This is a genomic window from Cobetia sp. PDI-12MA, from assembly GCF_059507695.1.
This window is the reverse complement of sequence record NZ_CM183351.1, coordinates 3,939,951-3,961,710: the sequence shown is the minus strand read 5'-3', so window position 1 is coordinate 3,961,710 and position 21,760 is coordinate 3,939,951. Positions and strand designations below refer to the sequence as shown.

The following is a 21,760-nucleotide window of genomic DNA, read 5'->3' as shown; positions in this document are numbered from 1 at the left end:
ACAGGTTTGATACGGCAAAGCTTGCCGAGAGCGGATTGCGTCGCCGCCATACGCCACCGCTAGCAAGTGCAAGAACAACAATGGAAACGGCGGCTTGGCCGCCCGTGCAGAATGCCAAACCAGGAGGGCTTTTCATGCGCAAGCCAGAACTCGCTGCGGCCATCGCCGAGCGTGCGGATCTATCCAAGGACAAGGCCAGTCAGGTACTGAACGTGATTCTCGACGAGATCACTCATACCGTGGCCAAAGGCAATGACGTCTCACTGATCGGTTTCGGTTCATTCACCGTGCGCCAGCGTGCGGCGCGTACCGGCAAGAATCCCCAGACAGGCAAGCCGCTGACCATCCCGGCCAGCAAGACCGTTGCCTTCAAACCCGGCAAGTCGTTGAAGGATGCAGTGACCAAGTAACCTCGGCGCATGCTTCAGCGCAGACCCGGGGTGACTGTCGCCATGGCTTTCAATCGTCGTCATCCAAAGCCCTGTCGGCTGTCATGCTGATGCCACCGGTTCCGCCCTGCGGGGCCGGTGGCATTTTCATATGGCCTGCGTGAACGATGCTTCGCGATTCAAGGAATGACACCATGAAGCTCAAGATATTGCTGTGGGTGCTGGGTCTGCTGCTCAAGCGGGCCTTCAAGCGTGACCCCGAATTTCGTGCCGAGCTGGAAAAGCGTCCGCTGGATTGGGGTGTCGCGACCGAAGACATGAGCATCGCGCGTCACTACCGCATGTCCCACGCGGGCGTCACCACGGGCAGTGGCCTGCCGGTGGATACCGAGCTTGAGCTGCGCTTCGCCGATAGCGACAGTGCGGTGGCCTTTCTGCTCAAGCCCTCGCCGCGTGCCTTCCTGCAAGGCCTGATGGACCAGCGCGTGCGACTGGTCGGCGATTCGGCTCAGCTCAACCGCTTGCAGTCATTGCTCAAGCGCATTCGCTGAATGTCCCTGTGCCGTGCCTGCATGAACGAAAGACGCCCCGCTGAGAGAATCAGCGGGGCGTCTTTTCGTCACGCGCCTTTCTTTTGTCACGAGCTTTTCTTTTGTCGCGAGCCTCTCTTGGGGGGGCGTTACAGCAGCTGCCTGAGGCCCGGAATGCCTTCCAGCACCTGATCGACCACGCCATCGCCGGCTTCTTCGCGGGCATAGCTCAGCGTCTCTTCGGCCACGCCGCGCGCCTGGTCCATGTTCAGGTCCAGCCCCATCAGCTTCTGGCCCAGTTCCAGCGCGCCGCCACCGCTGCCGCCGGTGAAGGCGCTGACGGCGCCCATCAGGCCGCCCATGAGGCCACCGCCACCGGACTCGGCGGCTTCCTCGCCTGCGCTGCCGATCAGGCCTTCCGCCCCCGGAATGGCGCCCAGCAGTGAGGCGGCCGGGCCATCCGGCCCCTGCTCACGCACGAACTTGAGAACCATGCCGACCGCCTGCTCGGCGATTTCCGGTGACAGCCCGAGGGAGCCAGTGACGCGTTCGATAAGAGGATGCATCGGTATTCTCCATGAAAGCCAATGAGGTCAGGAGTCTTCAGAGTGGCACGTCGCGGCGACTCGACGTTCGACGCGCCTGCCAACGCTTGCATGCGCCATGGCTATCGGACACGGCAGAACGGGGTGTTATGCTAGCGATATAAATCTAAAGTCTAATGCGCTGCCCGGCGCCCTGGTCACGGAACACTTCATGACACGCTCTCTCCTGGACTCCCTCATGCACTCTCTGCGTCGATTGTGGACGCTGGATGCCTTCAGCTATTCGCTACGCATGTTGATCGCGCTGGGTGGCGTGATGGCGGTGGGGTTCTGGCTTGACGAGATGGCGGTGGTGATTCCGCTGTTTCTGGGCGTGATCGCCTCGGGGCTGGCGGAAACCGATGATCACTGGCGCGGTCGACTGCGCGCTCTGGGCATGACGCTGGCCTGCTTCAGCATCGCTGCCGTCTCGGTGGAGCTGTTGTTCGGCATGCCGCTGCCCTTCGTGATCGGGCTGGCGCTGGCCACCTTCGCGATGCCGATGCTGGGCGCCATCGATGCCCGCTACGGCGCCATCGCGCGCGCTTCGTTGATTCTGGCCGTCTACACCATGATCAGCCTCGAGCAGCAGCATGGTGATGGTCAGATCGCGGTGCTGGAGCGCAGCCTGCCCGATTGGCTGCGGGAACCGGGGCTGGGCATCAATCTGGTCCAGCCGTTGCTGCTGGTGGTGGGGGCGTCCTGGTATGGCCTGCTCTCGGTCGTGTGGTGTGCGCTGTTCTCGCGCCAGCCACTCAAGCACAGCATGGCGACGCTCTACCGTGAGCTGGGGCGCTATCTGATTCTCAAGGCGCAGCTGTTCGAGCCGCTGCGCAATGTCGACCAGTCCGCCCGCCGCCTGGCGCTGGCCGAGCAGAACGGCCGCGTGGTGGTGGCGCTCAACCAGACCAAGGAGATGGTCTTCCGGCGCCTTGCCGGACGGCGTGATACCACCAAGCTCGACCGCTACCTGCGCCTCTACTTCATTGCCCAGGACCTCCACGAGCGCGCCAGCTCTAGCCATTATCCCTATGGCCAGCTCACCGACGCCTTCTTTCATCACGATATCCTGTTCCGCTGTCAGCGCCTGCTGGAGCAGCAGGGGCGCGCCTGTCGCGGGCTCGGCAAGGCGCTGTTGATGCGCCAGCCCTTCGATGCCAGTGACAGCCAGCAGGCGCTGGAAGACCTCAATGCCTCGCTCGTCTATCTCAAGCAACAGCAGCGGCCCGAGTGGCACCATCTGATGCAGGCGCTGGAAGCCCTCGCCAGCAACCTGCGCCTGATCGAAGGCCAGATCGCGCGCCTGAATGATCTCGAAGCCGTCAGCAATGAAAGCGACAACAGCCTGCTGGACCGCTCGCCCCACGGCACGCGCGACATGTTCGAGCGTATCCGCAGCCACCTGACACCGCGCTCGCCGATCTTCCGCCATGCGCTGCGTCTGACCGCGACGCTGGTGGCCGGCTATGGTGTGCTGCTGGCGGTGCACCCGACCCAGGGGTACTGGATTCTGCTGACCGGGCTGTTCGTGTGCCGTCCCAGCTATGGTGATACGCGCCGTACGCTGGCGCAGCGGATCCTGGGCACGCTGATCGGTCTGGTCGCCGGCTGGGCGCTGATCAGCCTCTTCCCGGCGCCCACGATCCAGGCCGGTATCGCCGTGGTCGCGGGGGTGCTGTTCTTCGCCACCCGTGGCTCGCGCTACACCCTGGCCACCGCCGCCATCACACTGATGGTGCTGGCGTGCTTCAACCAGGTCGGCGATGGTTTCGATCTCATCTGGCCACGCCTGTTCGATACGCTGGTCGGTGGCCTGCTGGCCGGGCTGTCGGTGGTGCTGATCCTGCCTGACTGGCAGGGCCGCAAGCTCTATCGTCATGCCGGCGTCAGCCTCAAGACCAGCGGCCGCTATCTGGGCGAGGTGCTGTCCCAGTACCGCCATGGCAAGCGCGATGATCTGGCCTACCGTCTGGCGCGGCGCAATGCCCACAACGCCGACGCGGCCTTCTCCAATCTGCTGGCCACGGCCCGCAAGGAGCCCGGGCACTTCCGGCGCGATGTCGAGCCGGGCTTCGGCTTCCTGCTCCACGCGCACACCGTGCTCGGCTATCTCTCGGCGCTGGCAGCGCATCGCGGCGAACTGGAATCCACCGCCTCGGCCAGCAGCGGCATCGAGACGCTGCTGCGCCATGGCGAGCGCCTGAGTCAGCAGCTGACGGCGTTGGGGGAGCAATTGGAGTCGGGCGGTGAGATCGCCGTCACACTGGACAGCGAAGACGAGATAGCGGCGCTGGAAGCTGAGGTCGAGCAGGTCGAATCCACCACCGGACGCCTGGCGCTGTCGCAGCTGATTCTGGTGCTGCGGCTGTTGCAGCCGCTGGAAAGCGCCGGCACCCAGCTGATCAAGGCCAGCCGCGCCAGCTGAGTCGCTGGCGCGCGGCGGCTCAGACGGCGCCGTATTGCCCGGCCGCCTCGCCCAGCCAGCGGCGAATCAAGGGCTCCGCGGCCTGCGGGGCCTCGCTGAGGATGGCATCGGCCAGTGTGGTGGTCGGGGCGATCAGGTCACTGTCACGCTCTAGATCGGCGATCTTCATTCCCGCCAGCCCCGTCTGGCGCGTGCCCAGCACTTCGCCGGGTCCGCGTAGCTCCAGGTCCTTCTCGGCGATCTTGAAGCCATCCGTCGTCTCGCGCATCACTGCCAGGCGCTGCTTGGAGTGCTGCGACAGCGGTGGATGATAGAGCAGCACACAGAAGCTCTCGGTGCTGCCACGCCCGACTCGGCCACGCAGCTGGTGCAGCTGCGACAGGCCGAGACGCTCGGGATTGTCGATCACCATCAGGCTGGCATTCGGCACATCGACCCCGACCTCGATCACCGTGGTCGCCACCAGCAGGTCATGCTCGCCGTCCTTGAATGCCGCCATCACCTCGGCCTTCTCGGCCGCCTTCATGCGGCCATGGACCAGGCCGATGGACAGCTCCGGCAGCGCCTCGGTCAGCTCGTCACGCGTCACCTCGGCGGCCTGGCAGGTCATCACCTCGGATTCCTCGATCAGCGTACATACCCAATAGGCCTGACGGCCCTCGGAGCAGGCGGCGCGGATGCGCTCGACCACCTCGGGACGGCGCGGGTCGGCTACCGCGACGGTCTGCACCGGGGTGCGTCCCGGCGGCAGCTCGTCGATCACCGACAGGTCGAGGTCGGCGTAGGCGCTCATCGCCAGGGTGCGTGGAATCGGCGTCGCGGTCATGATCAGCTGGTGCGGCGTCAGACCACCGACTTCCCCCTTTGCCCGCAAAGCGAGACGTTGATGCACGCCGAAGCGGTGCTGCTCGTCGACGATCGCCAGCCCCAGGCGCTGGAAGGTCACGTCGGCCTGAAACAGTGCATGCGTGCCGACCACCATGCGGGCCCGGCCATCGGCGATGGCGGCCTTGGCATCCAGCCGCGCCTTGCCCTTGAGCTTGCCGGCCAGCCACGCTACCTCGATGCCCAATGGCTCCAGCCATTCGCGGAAGTTGCGATAATGCTGTTCGGCGAGAATCTCGGTGGGCGCCATCAAGGCCGCCTGACAGCCGCCGCCGATCGCGATCAGCGCCGCCAGCGCGGCGACCACCGTCTTGCCCGAACCCACATCGCCCTGCACCAGACGCAGCATCGGCACTTCGCGCGCCAGGTCGCGGCGCACGTCTTCCAGCACACGATGCTGGGCGCCGGTCAGCGAGAAGGGCAGCTGGGTGAGAAAGCGCGTGCTGAGGCCGCCACTGGCGCTCAGCGAGGGCGCGCCATCCTGCTGGATACGCGCGCGCACCTGACGCAGGCTCAGCTGGTGGGCGAGCAATTCTTCCTGGGCGAGGCGGCGCTGACTCGGGTGCACGCCGTCACTCATCTGATCGACGGGCGCATCCGGCGGCGGCTCGTGCAGAAAGCGCAGACACTCGATCACGCCGGGCAGGCGAAAGCGCGTGCGCAGCGCCTCGGGGATCAGGTCCGGCAGCTCGTGGGGCGTCTCCTCGAGCTGCTTGAGCGCCTGGGCGATCAGGGCACGCAGGCGCGCCTGGTTGAGGCCTTCGGTGGCCGGATAGATGGGCGTGAGGTGGTCTTCCACCGGTGCGGTGCCCTGGCCAAGCAGGCGGTATTCCGGATGGTAGATCTCGAGACCGGTGGCCCCGGCGCGTGCTTCGCCGAAGCAGCGCACGCTATGGCCACGCTGGAATTGCTGCTGCTGGGCTGGGGAGAAGTGGAAGAAGCGCAGACTGAGAATGCCGCTGCCATCGCGCAGACGCACCAGCAGGCTGCGGCGGCGGCCCTTGACGATGTCACAGGCCGTCACCTCGCCTTCCACCACCGCCTCCATGCCGCTCTTGAGCGTGCCGATGGGCGTGACGCGGGTCCGGTCCTGATAGCGCAGCGGTAGATGGAACAGCAGGTCTGCGACGCGCTCCAGCCCCAGGCGCGACAGCTTCTCGCTCAGCGCGGGGCCGACGCCGCTCAGGCTGTCCAGCGGTTGGGCCAGCGCGCCGGTGGCGAAGACACCGGCGCTGGCGGGCCCGGCAGATGAGGCTTCCGTGCCCGCCCTGCTCATGCCGGTTCGTGGCTCTGGGAAGCGGAGCCCTGCATGCCGTTCTCATTGCTCTGGCGGGCACGATTGGAGCACTCGGCGATCGCCTGGCTGATCACGTCGATGGCCTTGGGGCGCGGGAAGCTGGCACGCCATGCCAGGGCCACGCTGCGGCTGGGCGCCGGGCCCTTGAAGGGGCGCGTCTCGAGCACGCCGCTCTCGTAATGACCGGTCCCGGTGGCCGAGTAGGGCAGCACGGTGATACCGAGGCCGGAAGCGACCATGTGGCGGATGGTTTCCAGCGAGCCGCCTTCGGCGATCAGCGTATTCTCGGGGTTGTTGATCTGATTGCCGATGGCCGGGCAGGCCTCGAGAATCTGATCACGGAAGCAGTGGCCCTCGCCAAGCATCAGCAGACGCTCGTTGATCAACTGCTCCTTGGCGATGCTGTCCTGCTCGAGCAAGGGGTGGCCGGCCGGCAACAGGACTTCGAAGGGCTCTTCGTAGAGGGTCTTCGTCAGCACGTCGGTCTCGGTGAACGGCAGTGCGACGATGATCACGTCCAGCTCGCCATTGCGCAGCTTGCGACGCAGATCGCCGGTCATGCCTTCCTCGATGTAGAGCGGCATCTTCGGCGCACGCCGCGTCAGTTCCGGCACCAGGTGCGGGAAAAGATACGGTCCGATGGTATAGATGGCGCCGATGCGCAGCGGGCTGGAGAGCTGATCCTTGCCGGAATTGGCCAGTTCCTTGATCACGCTGGACTGCTCCAGCACGCGCTGGGCCTGCTGAACGATCTTCTCGCCGAGCGGTGTGACCTGTACGGTGGACTTGGAACGCTCGAACAGTGCGACTCCCAGCTCTTCCTCAAGCTTCTTGACGGCCACCGACAGGGTGGGCTGCGAGACGAAGCAGCGCTCTGCGGCGCGTCCGAAATGGCGCTCCTGGGCCAAGGTTACGATGTAGCGGAGTTCTGTTAGAGTCATGATTCCTGCCCGGAACTGGCATCCTGGGATGCGGTGGGTACCGATTCGTTTTACCAAGGAGCACGGCAAAGGTGAAGAAGACGAGTCTCATCCTCGGTTGTGGCGACGTTGGCAGCGCGCTGGCACGCGAACTGCTCAAGGCCGGTCAGCACGTCATTGGTGTCAGGCGCGATGTGTCCAGGCTCGCGGATCTCGGCATCGAGACGCTGGCGTTGGACATCACTGCCGAAGGTGCACTGGCCAGCTTGCCAGATGCCGACACGGTGGTACATGTGCTGAGTGCCGACCGTTTCGACGAAGAGGCCTATCGCGCCGCATACGTCGACGGCATTCGGGCGCTGGTGACGGAGCTCGAGTCGCGCGCCAATCCGCCGACCCGCGTGCTGTTCGTGTCCTCGACCTCCGTCTACGCCCAGAAGGATGGCGAGGAAGTCGACGAGCAGTCGCCCACCGATGCCACCAGCTTCTCGGGCCAGTTGATGCGTGAAGGCGAGCAGGCGCTGCTCGACTCCTCGCTCAACGGCACCGTGGTGCGCTTTTCCGGCATCTACGGGCCGGGCCGCGACATGCTGATCCGCCAGGCGCGTGATGGTCGCATCGCCGGCAGCAACCCGCCACTCTACTCCAACCGCATCCATCGTGACGACTGCGCGGGCGTACTGGCGCACCTGATCGCGCTGAGCCTCGAGGGCAAGCCGGTCGAGCCGATCTATCTGGCCACCGACTGCGATGGCGCACCGCTGCACGAAGTGATGGCCTGGTTGGCGCGTCAGCTCAAGGTCGAGTCCACCGAGGTGATCCAGTCACCGCTGCGACGTCGTTCCAGCAAACGCTGTGGCAACGCCCTGTTGCTCGAGAGCGGTTACACCTTCCGTTACCCGACCTTCCGCGAAGGCTATGCCGAAGTGCTCAAGGAGCACGGCGTGACGGTGCCGAAGGGCGAATTGTCGGGCCGCTGATCTTTCACTTGTCCACATGCGGTTGCGCGTCGAGCCGCCAGACCGGGTGTGGATAAGTTGCTCGCCGAGACTGGCTGAGGAGCGGCCAGTTCTTGAGTGACGCAGTGCCCAGATGAAGCGCCAACTGACAGTGCCCGCCCCGGAATCCCGGGGCGGGCACTGTCGTCTCTGCGTCAGGCACTCCTTGCGGGTGACCTGCCATCGTCAGTGAGCGGGTGCTCAGTCACCGATGACCATCACGCCTTCGGCTTCGAAGGCCACGCCCTTGGGCAGCGCCTTGACGCCGACCGCGGCACGCGCCGGGAAGGGCGCGGTGAAGAACTCTTCCATCACCGCGTTGACGCGCGCGAAGTCGTCCAGATCGGTCAGGTAGAGATTGAGCTTGACGATGTCGCCCAGGCTGCCGGCCGCTTCTTCGCACACGGCATTCAGGTTGGTGAAGACCTGACGCGCCTGCGCCTCGATACCGCCTTCGACGACTTCCATCGTCTGCGGGTCCAGCGGAATCTGGCCGGACAGATAGACGGTGTTGCCCGCCTTGATCGCCTGGGAATACGGACCGATGGCAGCAGGGGCCTTGTCGGTGTTGATGATCGCGCGATTGCTCATGACATGCTCCTTGTGACTGCGCTCAAGCCTTGCCGGTTGCGAGTGTTGTGCGGTGGCGGCCTTCAGCAGCGGGTTACGATTGTGGTTATAGGGGCTCGCCGTCCACGGCGAGTTCGGCCGCGGTCAAGGTCATGCACTGCCGTCGAGCTGACGTGCATGGCCTTGGCCGCGACACGGGTGTTCAAGAAGAACGTGTCCGATGGCTACTCTGCGGCAGCCTTGAAAACAAAAACCGCGCCGCCCGCCAGTGGCGGACGACGCGGCCAGTACGCTGGATCAGCTGAGGACGCGGGTGATTCGCTCCACGTGCAACAGGTTGCGCATGCGCTTGATGATACGCGCCAGATGAATGCGATCACGCACGGCCAGCGTCAGATTGACGATGGCCAGATGGGCGTCGCGTTCCTCGATGCCGATGCGCTCGATATTGGCTTCGGCATCGGTGACCAGCTCTGCCAGCTCGGCGATCAGGCCGCGCTGGGTCTGTGCCTCGATACGCAGCGCCACCGTGAAGTCGCCTTCGACCTGATCGGCCCAGGTCAGCGGGAAGACGCGTTCCGGATCGCTGGCCAGTTCGGTGATGTTGCTGCATTCCTGACGATGGACCACCAGGCCCTTGCCGGCCGACAGATGGCCCATGATCGGCTCGCCGGGCAGCGGGTGACAGCAGCGCGCGTAGCTGGTGACCATGCTGTTGCCACCGCTGACCTGCATCGGGCTGTTGCCGCTGTTCTCCGCCTGGACATTGCCGTCCTTGGCCGAGAACTTGGGCTGCTGCGCCGTGGCGCTGGTCGTGTCGCTAAGAAGGCTCTGGGCCACGCTGTAGGCGGCGCGGGTACCAAGCCCGATGGACTCGAGCAGATCATCACGCCCGCCTTCCAGCTCCAGCTCCGCGGCCAGCGTATCGAGACGCCTGGGTGGCAGTTGCTCGAGGGAGGCGTCCAGCCCGGCGAGCGCCTTGTTGAGCAGGCGCTGACCCAAGGTCACGGATTCGCTGCGCTGCTGATGCTTGAGGTAATGACGCACGGCAGAGCGCGCCTTGGCTGTGGTGACGAAGTTGAGCCACGCCAGATTGGGCTTGGCGCCCGGCGCGGTGATGACTTCGACGGTCTGGCCACTCTCCAGCGGCGAGGATAGCGGCGCCAGATGACGATCGATGCGGCAGGCGATACAGCTGTTGCCGACATCAGTGTGCACCGCATAGGCAAAATCGACCGCCGTCGCGCCGCGCGGCAATTCCATGATGTCGCCCTTGGGGGTGAACACGTAGGTATCGTCGGGGAAGAGGTCGTTCTTGACGTGCTCGATGAACTCGAGCGAGTTGCCGGCATGGCGCTGCATCTCGAGCAGACCCCGCACCCATTCGCGGGCACGCGCATGGCTGCCGGCACCGATGGGGCGGTCGGTCTGGCCGGCCTTGTACAGCCAGTGCGCCGCGATGCCGTTGTTGGCCATCGCTTCCATCTCGCGGGTACGGATCTGTACCTCGATGGGCATGCCATTCATGCCGAACAGCGTGGTGTGCAGACTCTGGTAGCCGTTGGCCTTGGGGATCGCGATGTAATCCTTGAAGCGACCCGGCACCGGCTTGTAGAGATTGTGAACCACGCCGAGGATGCGATAGCAGCTGTCCACATCATCGGTGATGATGCGGAAGCCGAACACGTCCATCAATTCATTGAAGGGCTTCTGCTGGTCACGCATCTTGCGATAGATGGACAGCAGATGCTTCTGACGACCGATCACCGAGCCGGGCAGCTGATCGCGCTCCAGCGCGTTCTGCAGACTGGCCTGGATCTCGCGCATCAGGGTACGGCGATTGCCACGCGCGGCGGTGACGGCACGCTTGATGCGTTCGGAACGCATCGGGTGCAGCGCCTGGAAGGAGAGGTCTTCCAGCTCGACGCGAATGGTGTTGATACCGAGACGGTTGGCGACGCGGGCGTAGATCTCGAGCGTCTCACGGGCGATGCGACGCTTCTTTTCGGGGCGCAGGGCGCCGAGGGTACGCATGTTGTGCAGACGGTCGGCGAGCTTGACGATGATGACGCGGATGTCCTGGGACATCGCCAGCACCATCTTCTGGAAGTTCTCGGCCTGGGCGACGGCCTTGTCCTCGAAGGTGATCTGGGTCAGCTTCGAGACGCCATCCACCAGCAGGGCGACGGGTTCGCCGAACTGGCCTGCCAGTGCCTCGAAGGTCACGCTGGTGTCTTCGATGACATCGTGCAGCATGGCGGCCATCAGGCTCTGATGGTCCATGTGCATGTTGGCGAGAATGTTCGCCACCGCCAGCGGGTGGGTCACATAGGGTTCACCGGAACGCCGGCGCTGGCCATCGTGGGCCTGCTCGGCGTAATAGAAGGCGCGCCTAACCTGACGGATCTCTTCCTCGGGAAGATAACCGCCCAGGCGGTCTGCCAGGTCATCGATCGTGAACATTCAGCGGCCTTGGCTCAGAGTGTTTCCGGGCCCGCACCCCGTGCTCCGGCCACGAGGGCGGGAGTGGCAGAGGTGCGGAAGCACACATGCAGTCGGCAGGTTGAGCGTGGGCTCAGTCTTCGATCTGCGGCATTACCGGCTTGCGCTGGATCGGAGCTTCGACCGGCTCGTTCAGGATGTCACGACCGACCAGACCTGCCGCCACTTCGCGCAGGGCGAGGACGGTGGGCTTGTCGTTTTCCCACGGCAGTTGGGCGTTGCGGCTGCCGCGTGACAGCTGACGGGCACGACGTGTGGCGATCATCACCAGCTGGAAGCGGTTGTCGACGTTCTCGAGGCAATCTTCTACGGTTACGCGAGCCATGGCGGTGCACCTATCAATAGCGGGATATTCGGGGTTCGCTGTCGGCGTGTAATCAGCGCAGAGTGCCGCGACCGCTAGGGGCCACTTACCCTGATCATCTGACAGTATCTCGCACACGACGCAAGCACAATGCCGCTGAGCCGGCCCGCCAGGGGCGAGACGGCTCAGCGGCCAATGATTCTGAAAGGGAATCGAGTCTACTCGACGCCGTCGTGACATGACAAGTCAGGCGCGATCAACTCCTTCGCCCGGCGCGTCTGTCGGCGGCGTACGCGACCACAGCGCGCATGATCAGGACGAAAGCCGGCAAGTCCTGCCCGGTTGTCGGGCCAGCCTCGGCTGACTGAGCAGGCGGATTCCCGACGCCGTCATCAGTCGGCCAGCAGGGAATCGAGCAGTGCCGCGTGGCGATGCTGCACGCGTGGCAGACGCGCACGCTGGGCATTGACGAGTCCGCACAGCTCGTCGAGGGCCTGCTCGAAGTCATCATTGATGACAATCAGGTCGTATTCGTCGTAGTGGGACATCTCGCTGACCGCATCGCGCATGCGACGCGCGATCACGTCCTCGCCATCGGTACCGCGACCGGACAGACGCTCGAGCAGCGCTTCACGCGACGGCGGCAGGATGAAGATGGAGACGGCTTCCGGCACCTGGGCGCGCACTTGCTGGGCACCTTGCCAGTCGATCTCGAGGATGACGTCCTCGCCCTTGCTCAGGCGAGCTTCGACCGCCGGGCGCGAGGTGCCATAGAAGTTGTCGAAGACCTGGGCGTGCTCGAAGAAGTCGCCCTGCTCGATCATGGTCTTGAAGTGATCGACGTCCACGAAGTGATAGTTGACGGCGTCCTGCTCGCCCGGGCGCTGGCCGCGGGTGGTGTGCGAGACGGATACGCCGATACCGTCCATGCGCTCCAGCAGTGCCTTGACCAGGGTGGTCTTGCCGGCGCCGGACGGCGCGGAAATGATGTAGAGCGTGCCACGTGCGTTGCTGGCCGCCGAGGAAGATGCTGAAGAAGTCGAAGACATGGAAGTGATCCGCTTGCTGTCGCTGAATCGCGGCATTATCGCATAATCCACCCCGCTTGGGCTGCACGCGCGCATGACAGTCCCGCGATGCAATGTTGCAGCTCGGGCATCACAGTTGTCGTCGCGAAGTGGCTGGGTTGGCGTGGCGTTATCTGCAACAATGGTCGTATATTTCAGTTATCACTCAAGCGTCGGCCAGTTCTCGCGTCAGCCAGTTCTCGCGCCGGCCTGGGGTCTTGAAGGGACACGCGGTTTGCCACCGCCTCGCCATGCTGGCCTGAGCTTGCGCACTCCCGTGATTCCCGACGCGCCTTGCCAGACGCGTACATAAGTCGATAGAGCAGCGCCAGACGTGCCGCAGGCCTCCGCCAGAGAGGCCGCGCACGAGCGCATCACCCGTTACCTGTCCCGCGCGCCATTCATTCCCGCCTTCCGGCTGATGATGAATGGCGCGCGGTCTTTTGCCCTGTGTAGCGCCAGCCATGCGCGGGCAATGTCAGCCGTGACCTGCCCCTGACAGTGGCGCCATGGCTGAGTACGGCCACGGGTGATACCCCCCTTTTCAAGTTTCAGGAGACCCGGACATGTCTGCCTCCCCCGTTGCGCGCCATCCGCGCATCGCCGAACTGGCGCTGGCGCTCGGCGCCTTTGCCATCGGCACTACCGAATTCGTGATCATGGGCCTGATGCCCAACATCGCGGCGGATTTCAATGTGTCCTCGCAGCAGGTCGGCTACGCCATCAGTGCCTATGCGATGGGCGTGGTGGTCGGTGCGCCCCTGATCTCGGCGCTGGGCGCACGCCTGCCGCGTCGCGGGTTGCTGATCGGCCTGATGCTGCTGTTCGCGGTCAGTAACGTGGCCAGCCTGCTGGCACCGTCGCTGACCAGCTTTGCCGCGCTGCGCTTCATCGCCGGCCTGCCGCATGGTGTCTATCTGGGCGTTGCGGCCCTGGTGGCGGCGGATGCTGCCCCGGCCGGTGAGCGCGGGCGGGCCGTCGGTCGCGTGATGCTGGGCCTGACGGTGGCGATTCTGATCGGGGCGCCAGCGGCGACCTGGTTCGGCAGCCTGTTCGGTTGGCATTCCGCCTTCCTCGTCGTCGGCCTGCTGGCACTGGTCACGGCGCTGCTGGTGCGCGGCTTCGTGCCCTATCAGGCCGGCAATCAGGACGCGACCCCGCTGACCGAGCTGGCCGCTCTGATCAAGCCGCGGGTGCTCTATACCCTCGGCATCGCCTGCATCGGTTTCGGCGGCATGTTCAGCGTCTACAGCTATGCGGTGGAGACGCTCAATGTCCAGGCCGGGCTGTCCCAGAATCTGGTGCCGATGGTGCTGGCCGTCTTCGGGGTAGGCACCATCATCGGCAACCTGATCGGTAGCCGTGCCGCGGACATCGACCTGATGCGTACCATTCCTGCCGTGCTGATCTGGAGCGCGCTGGTGCAGGGCGGCTTCTACTTCGCCGCCGATGGTGTCTGGAGCGGCATCCTGTTCGTCGGGCTGGTCGGTACCGGTATCGGTCTGGCGCCGGCGCTGCAGATGCGCCTGATGGATGTGGCGGAAGACGCCCAGACCATGGCGGCGACGCTCAATCATGCGGCCTTCAACATCGCCAATGCGCTGGGCGCCTGGTGTGGTGGCATGGCCTTCGCCTATGGCCCGTCGCATTCCTCCATCGGCCTGGTCGGGGTGGCGATGGCCATCGCGGGCTTGATCGTCTTCCTGCTTGGTCAGCGTCATGAGCGCCGCGAGCTGCAGACGGCTTCTGCCTGATGTGGGCCTGAAGCGAGGTCGTGAGCGCGAGGCCAGGAAAGTGAGGCAAGAAAGAGTCTCGTGAGCACAAGCCGCAACGAAAGAACGCCGCCCTTCGGGGCGGCGTTCTGCGTTTGCGTGGCGAAAAGTCTGTGGAAGGCAGTCTGTGCAGGGCTGTCTTGGTAGCGGCACCGGCACGTAAGCAACAGGGCACTGTCAGCGCTGTTGACGCGCACGCGTCGGCGACATGCCGAAGTAATCGCGGAAGCAGTGGCTGAAGTGGGTCGTGCTGACGAAGCCACAGGCTACGGTGACCTCAGTGATGCTGGCGCTGCCCTGTGTCAGCAGCTGGCGAGCCCGGGTAAGGCGCAGTTCCAGATAATGGCGCGAGGGCGTGGTATCCAGATGGCGGGTGAACAGGCGCTCTATCTGGCGGCGTGACAGCGTCACGCAGCGCGAGATCTCGCTCATGTTCAAAGGCTCCTCGAGGTTGTTGCTCATCAGCTCAAGGATGGTGCGAAGTGCCTCCGGGTGCTGGCTGTCCGGCGCGGGCAGCGTCTGGTCCGGGTGCCAAGGGCTGGGCGTCGCGGGGCGCTCGCAGGCGAGGATTTCCTCGACACTGCGCGCCAGGTCATCGCCGTGACGCTGGCGCATGGCTTCCAGCATCATGTTCAGCGCGCTGCCGGCATTGGTGCAGCTGAAGCGCGCCGCTTCCACCACCAGCGGGGCACGCGACAGCTCCAGCTGGGGGAATGACTCGCTGAACAGCGCCGCATTCTCGGGATGGATGGTGCAGCGATGGCCCGCCATCACGCCGGCGGCCGCCAGGAAGTAGCTGCCATTCCACAGGCTGCCGAGGCGACAACCCTGGTGATCGGCTCGGCGCAAGACCTCGCTCAGCAAGGGAATCTCGTCCAGCTGCACCCGGTAGCCGCCACACACGATGATCATGTCGATCTGCGCCTGCCCCAGCGACTCGAGCCCGGCGCTGGCCATGATGTCGATGCCCAGATCACTGCGCACGCTGCCCGCCGTCACCCCGAAGGTGTGAATGCGATAGAAGGGAACGTCTCTGAGCAGATTGGCCGTGACCAGCACATCGAGTGCGCTGGTGAAGGCGGGCATCGAGAAATGCTCCAACAGAATGAAGGCGACATTGAGCGGTGCGCTCTGGGCACAGGTCACGTCCTTGAGCAGATGCTGGTTGCGACGCTTCATCGCGGGGGTGAAGTCGCGGCGGCGGGGCGAGGTCATGGCTTGCGTTCGTTGCAGGGGCCGCGAGCGGCAGTGAATCGAAGGCGACCGGCAGGGCGGGCCACCGTGAGACTCCATCCTCGCAGCTGCGCGCTTCCGCGGCGAGCCTCTCGCTGGCGGTTACGGGATGGCAGGCATGTAATGAAGCTGTTGGCTTGATGATACGTCGCGTTACATGGGTGTAAAAACAATCACTTGTGCCATATTCGACGCTTTCTCGCCTGTTAGACTGCCCCGTCACTCAGATCATGCCTCGAGGCTGACTAATGACGGATACCTCCCGGACTGCCTTGTCCGGCTCCGCAATCCAAGCAGCTCCCCTTCCCGATCACGCCGTATCTCTTGCTGATCACACCACATCCTCTTCTGATCAAGCCACATCACTTCCTGATTCCGAGCTCACAGCGCTCAACAGCTCCCGCAGTCTGGACTGGCCGGTCTTCCTCCTCAGTGGAGGCGTGATGGCGCTGTTCGTCGCCGCCGCGCTCATCGACCTGGACGGCGTGTCGGCCCTGATCAATCACGCCTTCGACTTCTCGACCACCTGCTTCGGTGCCTATTGGCAGGGCTTGATGATCGTGACCTTTCTCGTCGCCGTCGGCATGACCTTCGGGCGCACGGGGCGCGTGGTCTTGGGCGGGTTGGCGACGCCTGACATCTCCACGCCGCGCTGGATGGCGACCATTCTGTGCACCCTGCTCGCCGGTGGTGGCGTGTTCTGGGCCGCCGCAGAGCCCATCGCGCACTTCGCCTCGCCGCCGCCCGTCTTCGGGCCGGAGGCGCCGGTCGGCAATCTCGATGCGGCCTACAGTGCGCTGGCGCAGAGCTTCATGCACTGGGGCTTTCTCGGCTGGGCAGTGCTGGGCAGTCTGACGGGTGTCGTCTTCATGCACCTGCACTATGAGAAGGGCTTGCCGCTCAAGCCGCGCACCTTGCTCTATCCGCTGCTCGGAGAGCGTGTGATGCGTGGGCCGATCGGCGCGCTGGTCGATGCCTGCTGCGTACTGGCCGTCATCGCGGGCACCGTGGGGCCGGTCGGTTTCCTCGGTATCCAGGTCAGTTACGGGCTCAATGCGCTGTTCGGCATTCCCGATACCTATGCGACGCAATTGGTGCTGCTGGCCATCCTGACCCTCGTCTACACCCTGTCGGCCGTCAGTGGCGTGATGCGCGGCATCCAGTTCCTGAGCAGTGCCAACGTGCTGATCGGCGGCGCGATGCTGTTCTTCATCGTGCTCTTCGGGCCGACCGAATTCCTGCTCAAGGCCTTCCCGCTGGGCATGGTCGACTACCTGAACAATATCGTGCCGATGGCGGTCTTCCGCGGCGACAGCGGCTGGCTGGATAGCTGGACGCTGTTCTTCTGGGGCTGGTTCATCGGCTTCGGGCCGCTGATGGCGATGCTGGTCGCGCGTATCTCGCGGGGGCGCACCCTGCGTCAGATGGTGCTGTTGATCACCATCCTGTCGCCGCTCGCCACCTGTGTCTGGTTCACCATTCTCGGCGGCAGCGGCTTGGCCTTCGAGCTGGAAAACCCGGGCAGCGTATCGGGCCCGTTCAGCGGCTTCAATCTGTCGGCGGCCTTGATCGCCATCACCCAGCAGCTGCCGTTCGGCTTCATCATGTCGGTACTGTTCCTGATTCTGTCGGCGCTGTTCGTGGCCACGACCGGGGATTCGATGACCTACGCCATCTCGATGGTGATGAGCGGGCATGACAATCCGCCACGCAGCGTGCGCGTGTTCTGGAGCCTCATCATGGGTGTCGTGGCAGCCATCCTGATCTCGATGGGCAATGGCGGCATCAATGCGCTGCAATCCTTCATCGTGGTGACCGCGGTGCCTGTCTCGCTGGTGCTGTTGCCCAGTCTGTGGAATGCCCCACGTATCGCGCGGCAGATGGCGCGCGAGCAAGGGCTGTAACTGGCTGATGTGACAAAGGCCGTCCACCAGGGGGGCCTTTGCGTGTCGTCATGCACGGATCAGTCTGGCATGGCCCGAAGATGGCAGCCGAAGCAGGTCAGGGCAGGTCATGAGTTGTTATCACCGATGCCCGGATGTAAAACAGCTGTAGGCTTGGTGATACGTCGCGTTACATGGGTGTAAAAACAACCGCTTGTGTCACAGTTCAGCGTTATACGGCTGATACACTGCCCCGTCACTCAGATCATGCCCAGAGGCTGACTAATGACGGATTCTTCCCGGACTGTTTCGTCCGGCTCCGCCACACCGGTAAATCCCCCCGCTGAACCCGCACACACCCCGCAAGGTATCGACTGGCCCGTCTTCATCATCAGTGGTGGCGTATTGGCACTGTTCGCCATCGCCGCACTGGTGGATCTCGACGCTGTCTCCGCGCTCATCCAGAGTGCCTTCGGTGTCTCGACCCAATACTTCGGTGCCTACTGGCAAGCGCTGATGCTGGCGACCTTCGTCATCGCCATCGTGCTGACCATCGGCCGTACCGGACGGGTGCGCATGGGCGGGCTGGCAGCGCCGGATATCTCGACGCTGCGCTGGATGGCCATCATCCTGTGCACGTTGCTGGCGGGTGGTGGTGTCTTCTGGGCAGCGGCAGAGCCGATCGCTCACTTCACCTCACCGCCGCCGGTGTTCGGCGTGGACGCCCCGACGGGCAATGCCGATGCCGCCTACAACGCGCTGGCGCAGAGCTTCATGCACTGGGGCTTTCTGGCCTGGGCGATGCTCGGCAGCCTGACCGGCATCATCTTCATGTACCTGCATTACGAGAAGGGCCTGCCGCTCAAGCCGCGCACGCTGCTCTATCCGCTGTTCGGCGACCGCGTCATGCGTGGTCCCATCGGTGCGCTGGTCGATGCCTGCTGCGTGCTGGCCGTGGTCGCCGGTACCGTCGGCCCCATCGGCTTCCTCGGTCTACAGGTCAGCTATGGCCTCAATGCGCTGTTCGGCATTCCCGATACCTACGCGACCCAGCTCACGCTGCTGCTCCTGCTGACCGTCATCTACACCCTGTCCGCCGTCAGCGGCGTGACCCGTGGCATCCAGTTCCTGAGCAGCACCAACGTCCTGCTCGGCGGCGCGCTGCTGCTGTTCATCCTGATCATGGGCCCGACCGGCTTCCTGCTCGAAGCCTTCCCGCAGGGCCTGGTGCGCTACGTCGGTGACTTCGTCGCCATGTCCTCCTTCCGGGGTGATGATGGCTGGCTGAATGGCTGGACGCTGTTCTTCTGGGGCTGGTTCATCGGCTATGGCCCGCTGATGGCGATGTTCGTCGCGCGTATCTCGCGTGGCCGCACCCTGCGCCAGATGGTGCTGTTGATCGCGGTCATCTCGCCACTGGTCACCTGCCTGTGGTTCACCATCATCGGTGGCAGCGGCCTGGCATTCGAGCTGAGCAACCCGGGCAGCGTCTCCGGCCCGTTCACCGGCTTCAATCTGCCGGCAGCGCTGATTGCCATCACCCAGCAGCTGCCGTTCGGCTTCACCATCTCGGTGCTGTTCCTGGTGCTGACCACGCTGTTCGTCGCCACCACCGGTGACTCGATGACTTATGCAGTCTCGATGGTGATGAGCGGCCACGACAATCCGCCGCGCGGCGTGCGCGTGTTCTGGAGCCTGATGATGGGCGTGGTCGCGGCGCTGTTGATCTCGATGGGTGATGGCGGCATCAATGCGCTGCAATCCTTCATCGTCGTCACCGCCGTGCCGGTGTCTCTGATTCTGCTGCCCAGCCTGTGGAACGCTCCGCTGATTGCCCGCCGCATGGCGCGCGAGCAGGGCGTCTGATCGGCTCACACGCTTGCAACTAACGAGCGTCTCGCACCATCAAGAACGCCGCCCCGAGGGGCGGCGTTTTCGTGTCTAGCGATCAGTCATCAGACGCTGACGTTCAACGTCACATCGATGTTGCCACGCGTCGCGTTGGAGTATGGGCACACCTGGTGCGCCTTCTCGACCAGCGCATCCGCCTCGGCCTTGTCCATGCCCGGAAGACTGATATCCAGCGCCACCTCGATACCGAAACCGGCCGGAATCTGGCCGATGCCCACCTTGCCGGTAATCTCCAGTCCTTCCGGCAGCGCCACGCCGTCAGTGCTGGCCACATGCTTCATGGCACCGATGAAGCAGGCAGAGTAGCCCGCCGCGAACAGCTGCTCCGGGTTGGTGCCTTCACCGCCACCACCGCCCAGCTCCTTCGGCGTGCTCAGGGTGATATCCAGCGCCCCATCGGAAGAACGCGACTTGCCCTCACGACCCCCAGTGGTAGTGGCTTCTGCACGGTACAGCACTTGTTCGATAGGCATGCCTGACTCCTTGAGCGGAAAAGCCCTCAGTCGAGGGATGGAAACAAGATGGCGCTTGTCGGGCAGAGTTTCAATTGTTGACGGACGGGGCCAGACATTTATAGCAGATGTGCGCGATAGCTCTGTGGGTTGAGCGTCAATTGCGGGTAGAGGTCTCCCCTTAAGCAGTACATGTTGGGTTGGGTTAAGAAGCTAAAGATGCGGAAAAGATGGTAATGCTCAGGATTGGCTTGCGAGCACTTGAGTTCATTTGGCGTGATGAAAAAAGCGCACTCTTTGGCAAATGCCGTCGTCTTCACCTCGATCCAACGCTCTCGTCCATCCACATCAAAGGACAGGACGTCATAGCCCAAGCCGTCGCCCTGGGTTTCCGCCACATGTTCGACCTTCTCGGCTAGCGATGTGCGGCCTTCTTTTCTGAGGCGCATCTTCTCAAAGGCCACCACAAAGCGTTCGCCAGCACTCCCTAGAGCATGGTTGCGGGCTTCTCGTGCCAAGTAGTCGCGCTTAACCGGTGTGGGCGTCGCGTAACGCTGCTTGGCCTCCTGCACGCTGGTCTGAGGCGTCTTGGACTCCGGTGGTGTGACAATGATGGAAGTATCTTTGGGGGCCGGTGCATCAATGACCGGCCGGTCTGCTGCATTGCGTGCTGCCTGATCGAATAGCTCAGTACGCAGCAGGTGGCGCTCAACAACATCGACCAGCATGCCCTGATAGTTACTCATCGGCTTGTAGCCGTTGATATAGGGGCAGTCGGCATCACGCAGTACGGCACTGATATTTTGATGCTTAAATTCGATAGAAGCCTTTGAGCGATTATTTAATTTCTCGGCAAGCTCACGATTGTGGTCCGTTTTCACGTAATGCTGACCGCAAAGCTCTGCAATCAGCATCTTCTTGTACGTTTCGACAATCGCTGTGACTTCTTCACCACTCCATGGTTCGGGTCTGCTCATCCTGCTAACTCCTTTGGCGGGATATCACTCGATATTCTGAATCTGCTCACGCATCTGTTCGATCAGTACCTTGAGCTCGACGGCGCAGCGGGTGGTGTCGGCGACGACGGATTTGGAGGAGAGGGTGTTGGCTTCGCGGTTGAGTTCCTGCATCAGGAAGTCGAGGCGGCGGCCGATGGGGCCCTTCTGGGTGAGCTGACGACGGACTTCGCTGACGTGGGTGTCGAGGCGGTCGAGTTCTTCATCGACATCGGCTTTCTGGGCCATCAGGGTCAGTTCGGCTTCCAGGCGTTGCGGGTCGAGGGTGGCGCGGACTTCCTCGAGGCGGGCGAGCAGGGTTTCACGCTGTCGGGCGAGGATGTCCGGCATCAGACGGCGGACTTCGGCGACGTGGGTATCGACGCCATCGAGGCGTGCGCTGATCAGCTCGGCGAGGCGTTCGCCTTCGCGGGCGCGGCCTTCGATGTGCTCGTCCAGCGCGCGCTTGAACAGGTTGAGGGCATCGGCCTTGATGCGCTCTTGATCGGCGCCTTCGCGTACCAGCACGCCGGGGTAGTCGAGCAGGGCGAGGCGTGAGGGCTGCGGGGCGTCCGGGCAGTGCTGGCCGACTTCGGCAAGCACGCGGCTGAGTTCACCCAGGCGTCTGGCATCGACGGCGAGACTGTCGGCACCGGCTTCGGCGTCAAAGCGCAGCGAGAGTTCGACCTTGCCGCGATTGAGGCGCTTGCGCAGGCCTTCGCGGAAGGTGCTTTCGAGTTCGCGCAGGCTGTCGGGCAGGCGGAAGTGCGGTTCGAGATAGCGCTGGTTCACCGAGCGCAGCTCCAGCGTCAGGGTGCCGTAGTCGGCTTCATGGGTCTGGCGGCTGAAGGCGGTCATGCTGTGGACCATGACGTGCTCCTTGTCGGTTGGCTGTCGAGAGAGGCGGTGCATGAGCGACCGCGCTGATAGCCTGAAGTGTACGCGTGCCGCTCTTGAGCGCCCAGTGATCAGGAGCGGGTCTGGCCCGCGCGGCGCGAAGGTCGTCGCCCGTGGCTGCGGCGTGTAGACTCTGGCCTCCCGAA

The 21,760-nt window shown here is 64.0% G+C and carries 18 protein-coding genes; 7 read left to right on the top strand and 11 right to left on the bottom strand.

What is annotated here, in order from left to right:
• Window positions 1–134 precede the first annotated feature (134 nt).
• Window positions 135–410, top strand: a complete 276-nt coding sequence (locus AC5WNI_RS16780) for an HU family DNA-binding protein (protein ID WP_024952843.1) — start codon at window positions 135–137, stop codon at window positions 408–410.
• A gap of 173 nt (window positions 411–583) precedes the next feature.
• Window positions 584–940 carry a hypothetical protein gene (locus AC5WNI_RS16775; protein WP_054556348.1) on the top strand — a complete coding sequence of 119 codons (357 nt, stop codon included), beginning with the start codon at window positions 584–586 and terminating at the stop codon, window positions 938–940.
• Window positions 941–1,068: 128 nt separating this feature from the next.
• On the opposite strand, the gene AC5WNI_RS16770 is transcribed toward AC5WNI_RS16775, so the two are convergent.
• Window positions 1,069–1,485, bottom strand: coding sequence for a DUF2780 domain-containing protein (locus AC5WNI_RS16770; protein ID WP_175088882.1), 417 nt, complete (start codon window positions 1,483–1,485; stop codon window positions 1,069–1,071).
• 190 nt (window positions 1,486–1,675) lie between these two features.
• Here AC5WNI_RS16770 and yccS point away from each other — a divergent pair, with 190 nt between their 5' ends.
• Entirely contained in the window at window positions 1,676–3,928 is a 2,253-nt protein-coding gene (gene yccS, locus AC5WNI_RS16765; protein ID WP_175088881.1) for a YccS family putative transporter, read from the top strand.
• A gap of 19 nt (window positions 3,929–3,947) precedes the next feature.
• On the opposite strand, the gene recG is transcribed toward yccS, so the two are convergent.
• Together recG and AC5WNI_RS16755 are read right to left on the bottom strand one after the other, a co-directional pair.
• Window positions 3,948–6,089, bottom strand: a complete 2,142-nt coding sequence (gene recG / locus AC5WNI_RS16760; protein ID WP_175088880.1) for an ATP-dependent DNA helicase RecG — start codon at window positions 6,087–6,089, stop codon at window positions 3,948–3,950.
• Complete coding sequence (locus AC5WNI_RS16755; RefSeq protein WP_175088879.1) at window positions 6,086–7,051, bottom strand: hydrogen peroxide-inducible genes activator; 966 nt, start codon at window positions 7,049–7,051, stop codon at window positions 6,086–6,088. Before AC5WNI_RS16755 ends, recG begins: the two co-directional genes overlap by 4 nt.
• 71 nt (window positions 7,052–7,122) lie before the next feature.
• On the opposite strand from AC5WNI_RS16755, the gene AC5WNI_RS16750 reads away from it, so the two are divergent.
• Window positions 7,123–8,010, top strand: a complete 888-nt coding sequence (locus tag AC5WNI_RS16750) for an SDR family oxidoreductase (RefSeq protein WP_175088878.1) — start codon at window positions 7,123–7,125, stop codon at window positions 8,008–8,010.
• Between the two features lie 219 nt (window positions 8,011–8,229).
• Here the strand turns inward: AC5WNI_RS16750 and AC5WNI_RS16745 are convergent, their stop codons facing one another.
• The 4 genes from AC5WNI_RS16745 to gmk form a co-directional block, all read right to left on the bottom strand.
• Window positions 8,230–8,619 carry a RidA family protein gene (locus AC5WNI_RS16745; RefSeq protein ID WP_043331752.1) on the bottom strand — a complete coding sequence of 130 codons (390 nt, stop codon included), beginning with the start codon at window positions 8,617–8,619 and terminating at the stop codon, window positions 8,230–8,232.
• Between the two features lie 276 nt (window positions 8,620–8,895).
• Window positions 8,896–11,061 carry a RelA/SpoT family protein gene (locus AC5WNI_RS16740; protein ID WP_175088877.1) on the bottom strand — a complete coding sequence of 722 codons (2,166 nt, stop codon included), beginning with the start codon at window positions 11,059–11,061 and terminating at the stop codon, window positions 8,896–8,898.
• A gap of 112 nt (window positions 11,062–11,173) precedes the next feature.
• Complete coding sequence (gene rpoZ / locus AC5WNI_RS16735; RefSeq protein ID WP_175088876.1) at window positions 11,174–11,425, bottom strand: DNA-directed RNA polymerase subunit omega; 252 nt, start codon at window positions 11,423–11,425, stop codon at window positions 11,174–11,176.
• Between the two features lie 371 nt (window positions 11,426–11,796).
• Window positions 11,797–12,453, bottom strand: coding sequence for a guanylate kinase (gene gmk / locus AC5WNI_RS16730; protein WP_052384319.1), 657 nt, complete (start codon window positions 12,451–12,453; stop codon window positions 11,797–11,799).
• 584 nt (window positions 12,454–13,037) lie between these two features.
• Here gmk and AC5WNI_RS16725 point away from each other — a divergent pair.
• Complete coding sequence (locus tag AC5WNI_RS16725) at window positions 13,038–14,225, top strand: MFS transporter (protein WP_175088875.1); 1,188 nt, start codon at window positions 13,038–13,040, stop codon at window positions 14,223–14,225.
• A 195-nt stretch (window positions 14,226–14,420) separates the two neighbouring features.
• Here AC5WNI_RS16725 and AC5WNI_RS16720 read toward each other — a convergent pair whose 3' ends face one another.
• Window positions 14,421–15,458, bottom strand: a complete 1,038-nt coding sequence (locus AC5WNI_RS16720; RefSeq protein WP_175088874.1) for a GlxA family transcriptional regulator — start codon at window positions 15,456–15,458, stop codon at window positions 14,421–14,423.
• 305 nt (window positions 15,459–15,763) lie between these two features.
• Here AC5WNI_RS16720 and AC5WNI_RS16715 point away from each other — a divergent pair, with 305 nt between their 5' ends.
• Window positions 15,764–17,380 carry a BCCT family transporter gene (locus AC5WNI_RS16715; RefSeq protein WP_438940916.1) on the top strand — a complete coding sequence of 539 codons (1,617 nt, stop codon included), beginning with the start codon at window positions 15,764–15,766 and terminating at the stop codon, window positions 17,378–17,380.
• A 264-nt stretch (window positions 17,381–17,644) separates the two neighbouring features.
• Complete coding sequence (locus tag AC5WNI_RS16710) at window positions 17,645–19,225, top strand: BCCT family transporter (protein ID WP_175088872.1); 1,581 nt, start codon at window positions 17,645–17,647, stop codon at window positions 19,223–19,225.
• An 89-nt stretch (window positions 19,226–19,314) separates the two neighbouring features.
• On the opposite strand, the gene AC5WNI_RS16705 is transcribed toward AC5WNI_RS16710, so the two are convergent.
• From AC5WNI_RS16705 to AC5WNI_RS16695, 3 genes are all read right to left on the bottom strand, one after another.
• On the bottom strand, window positions 19,315–19,743 hold the full coding sequence (locus AC5WNI_RS16705; RefSeq protein ID WP_175088871.1) for an organic hydroperoxide resistance protein: 429 nt from the start codon (window positions 19,741–19,743) through the stop codon (window positions 19,315–19,317).
• 98 nt (window positions 19,744–19,841) lie between these two features.
• On the bottom strand, window positions 19,842–20,699 hold the full coding sequence (locus tag AC5WNI_RS16700) for a protein NO VEIN domain-containing protein (RefSeq protein WP_368447857.1): 858 nt from the start codon (window positions 20,697–20,699) through the stop codon (window positions 19,842–19,844).
• 24 nt (window positions 20,700–20,723) lie between these two features.
• Window positions 20,724–21,587, bottom strand: a complete 864-nt coding sequence (locus tag AC5WNI_RS16695; protein ID WP_175090623.1) for a YicC/YloC family endoribonuclease — start codon at window positions 21,585–21,587, stop codon at window positions 20,724–20,726.
• Window positions 21,588–21,760 lie beyond the last annotated feature (173 nt).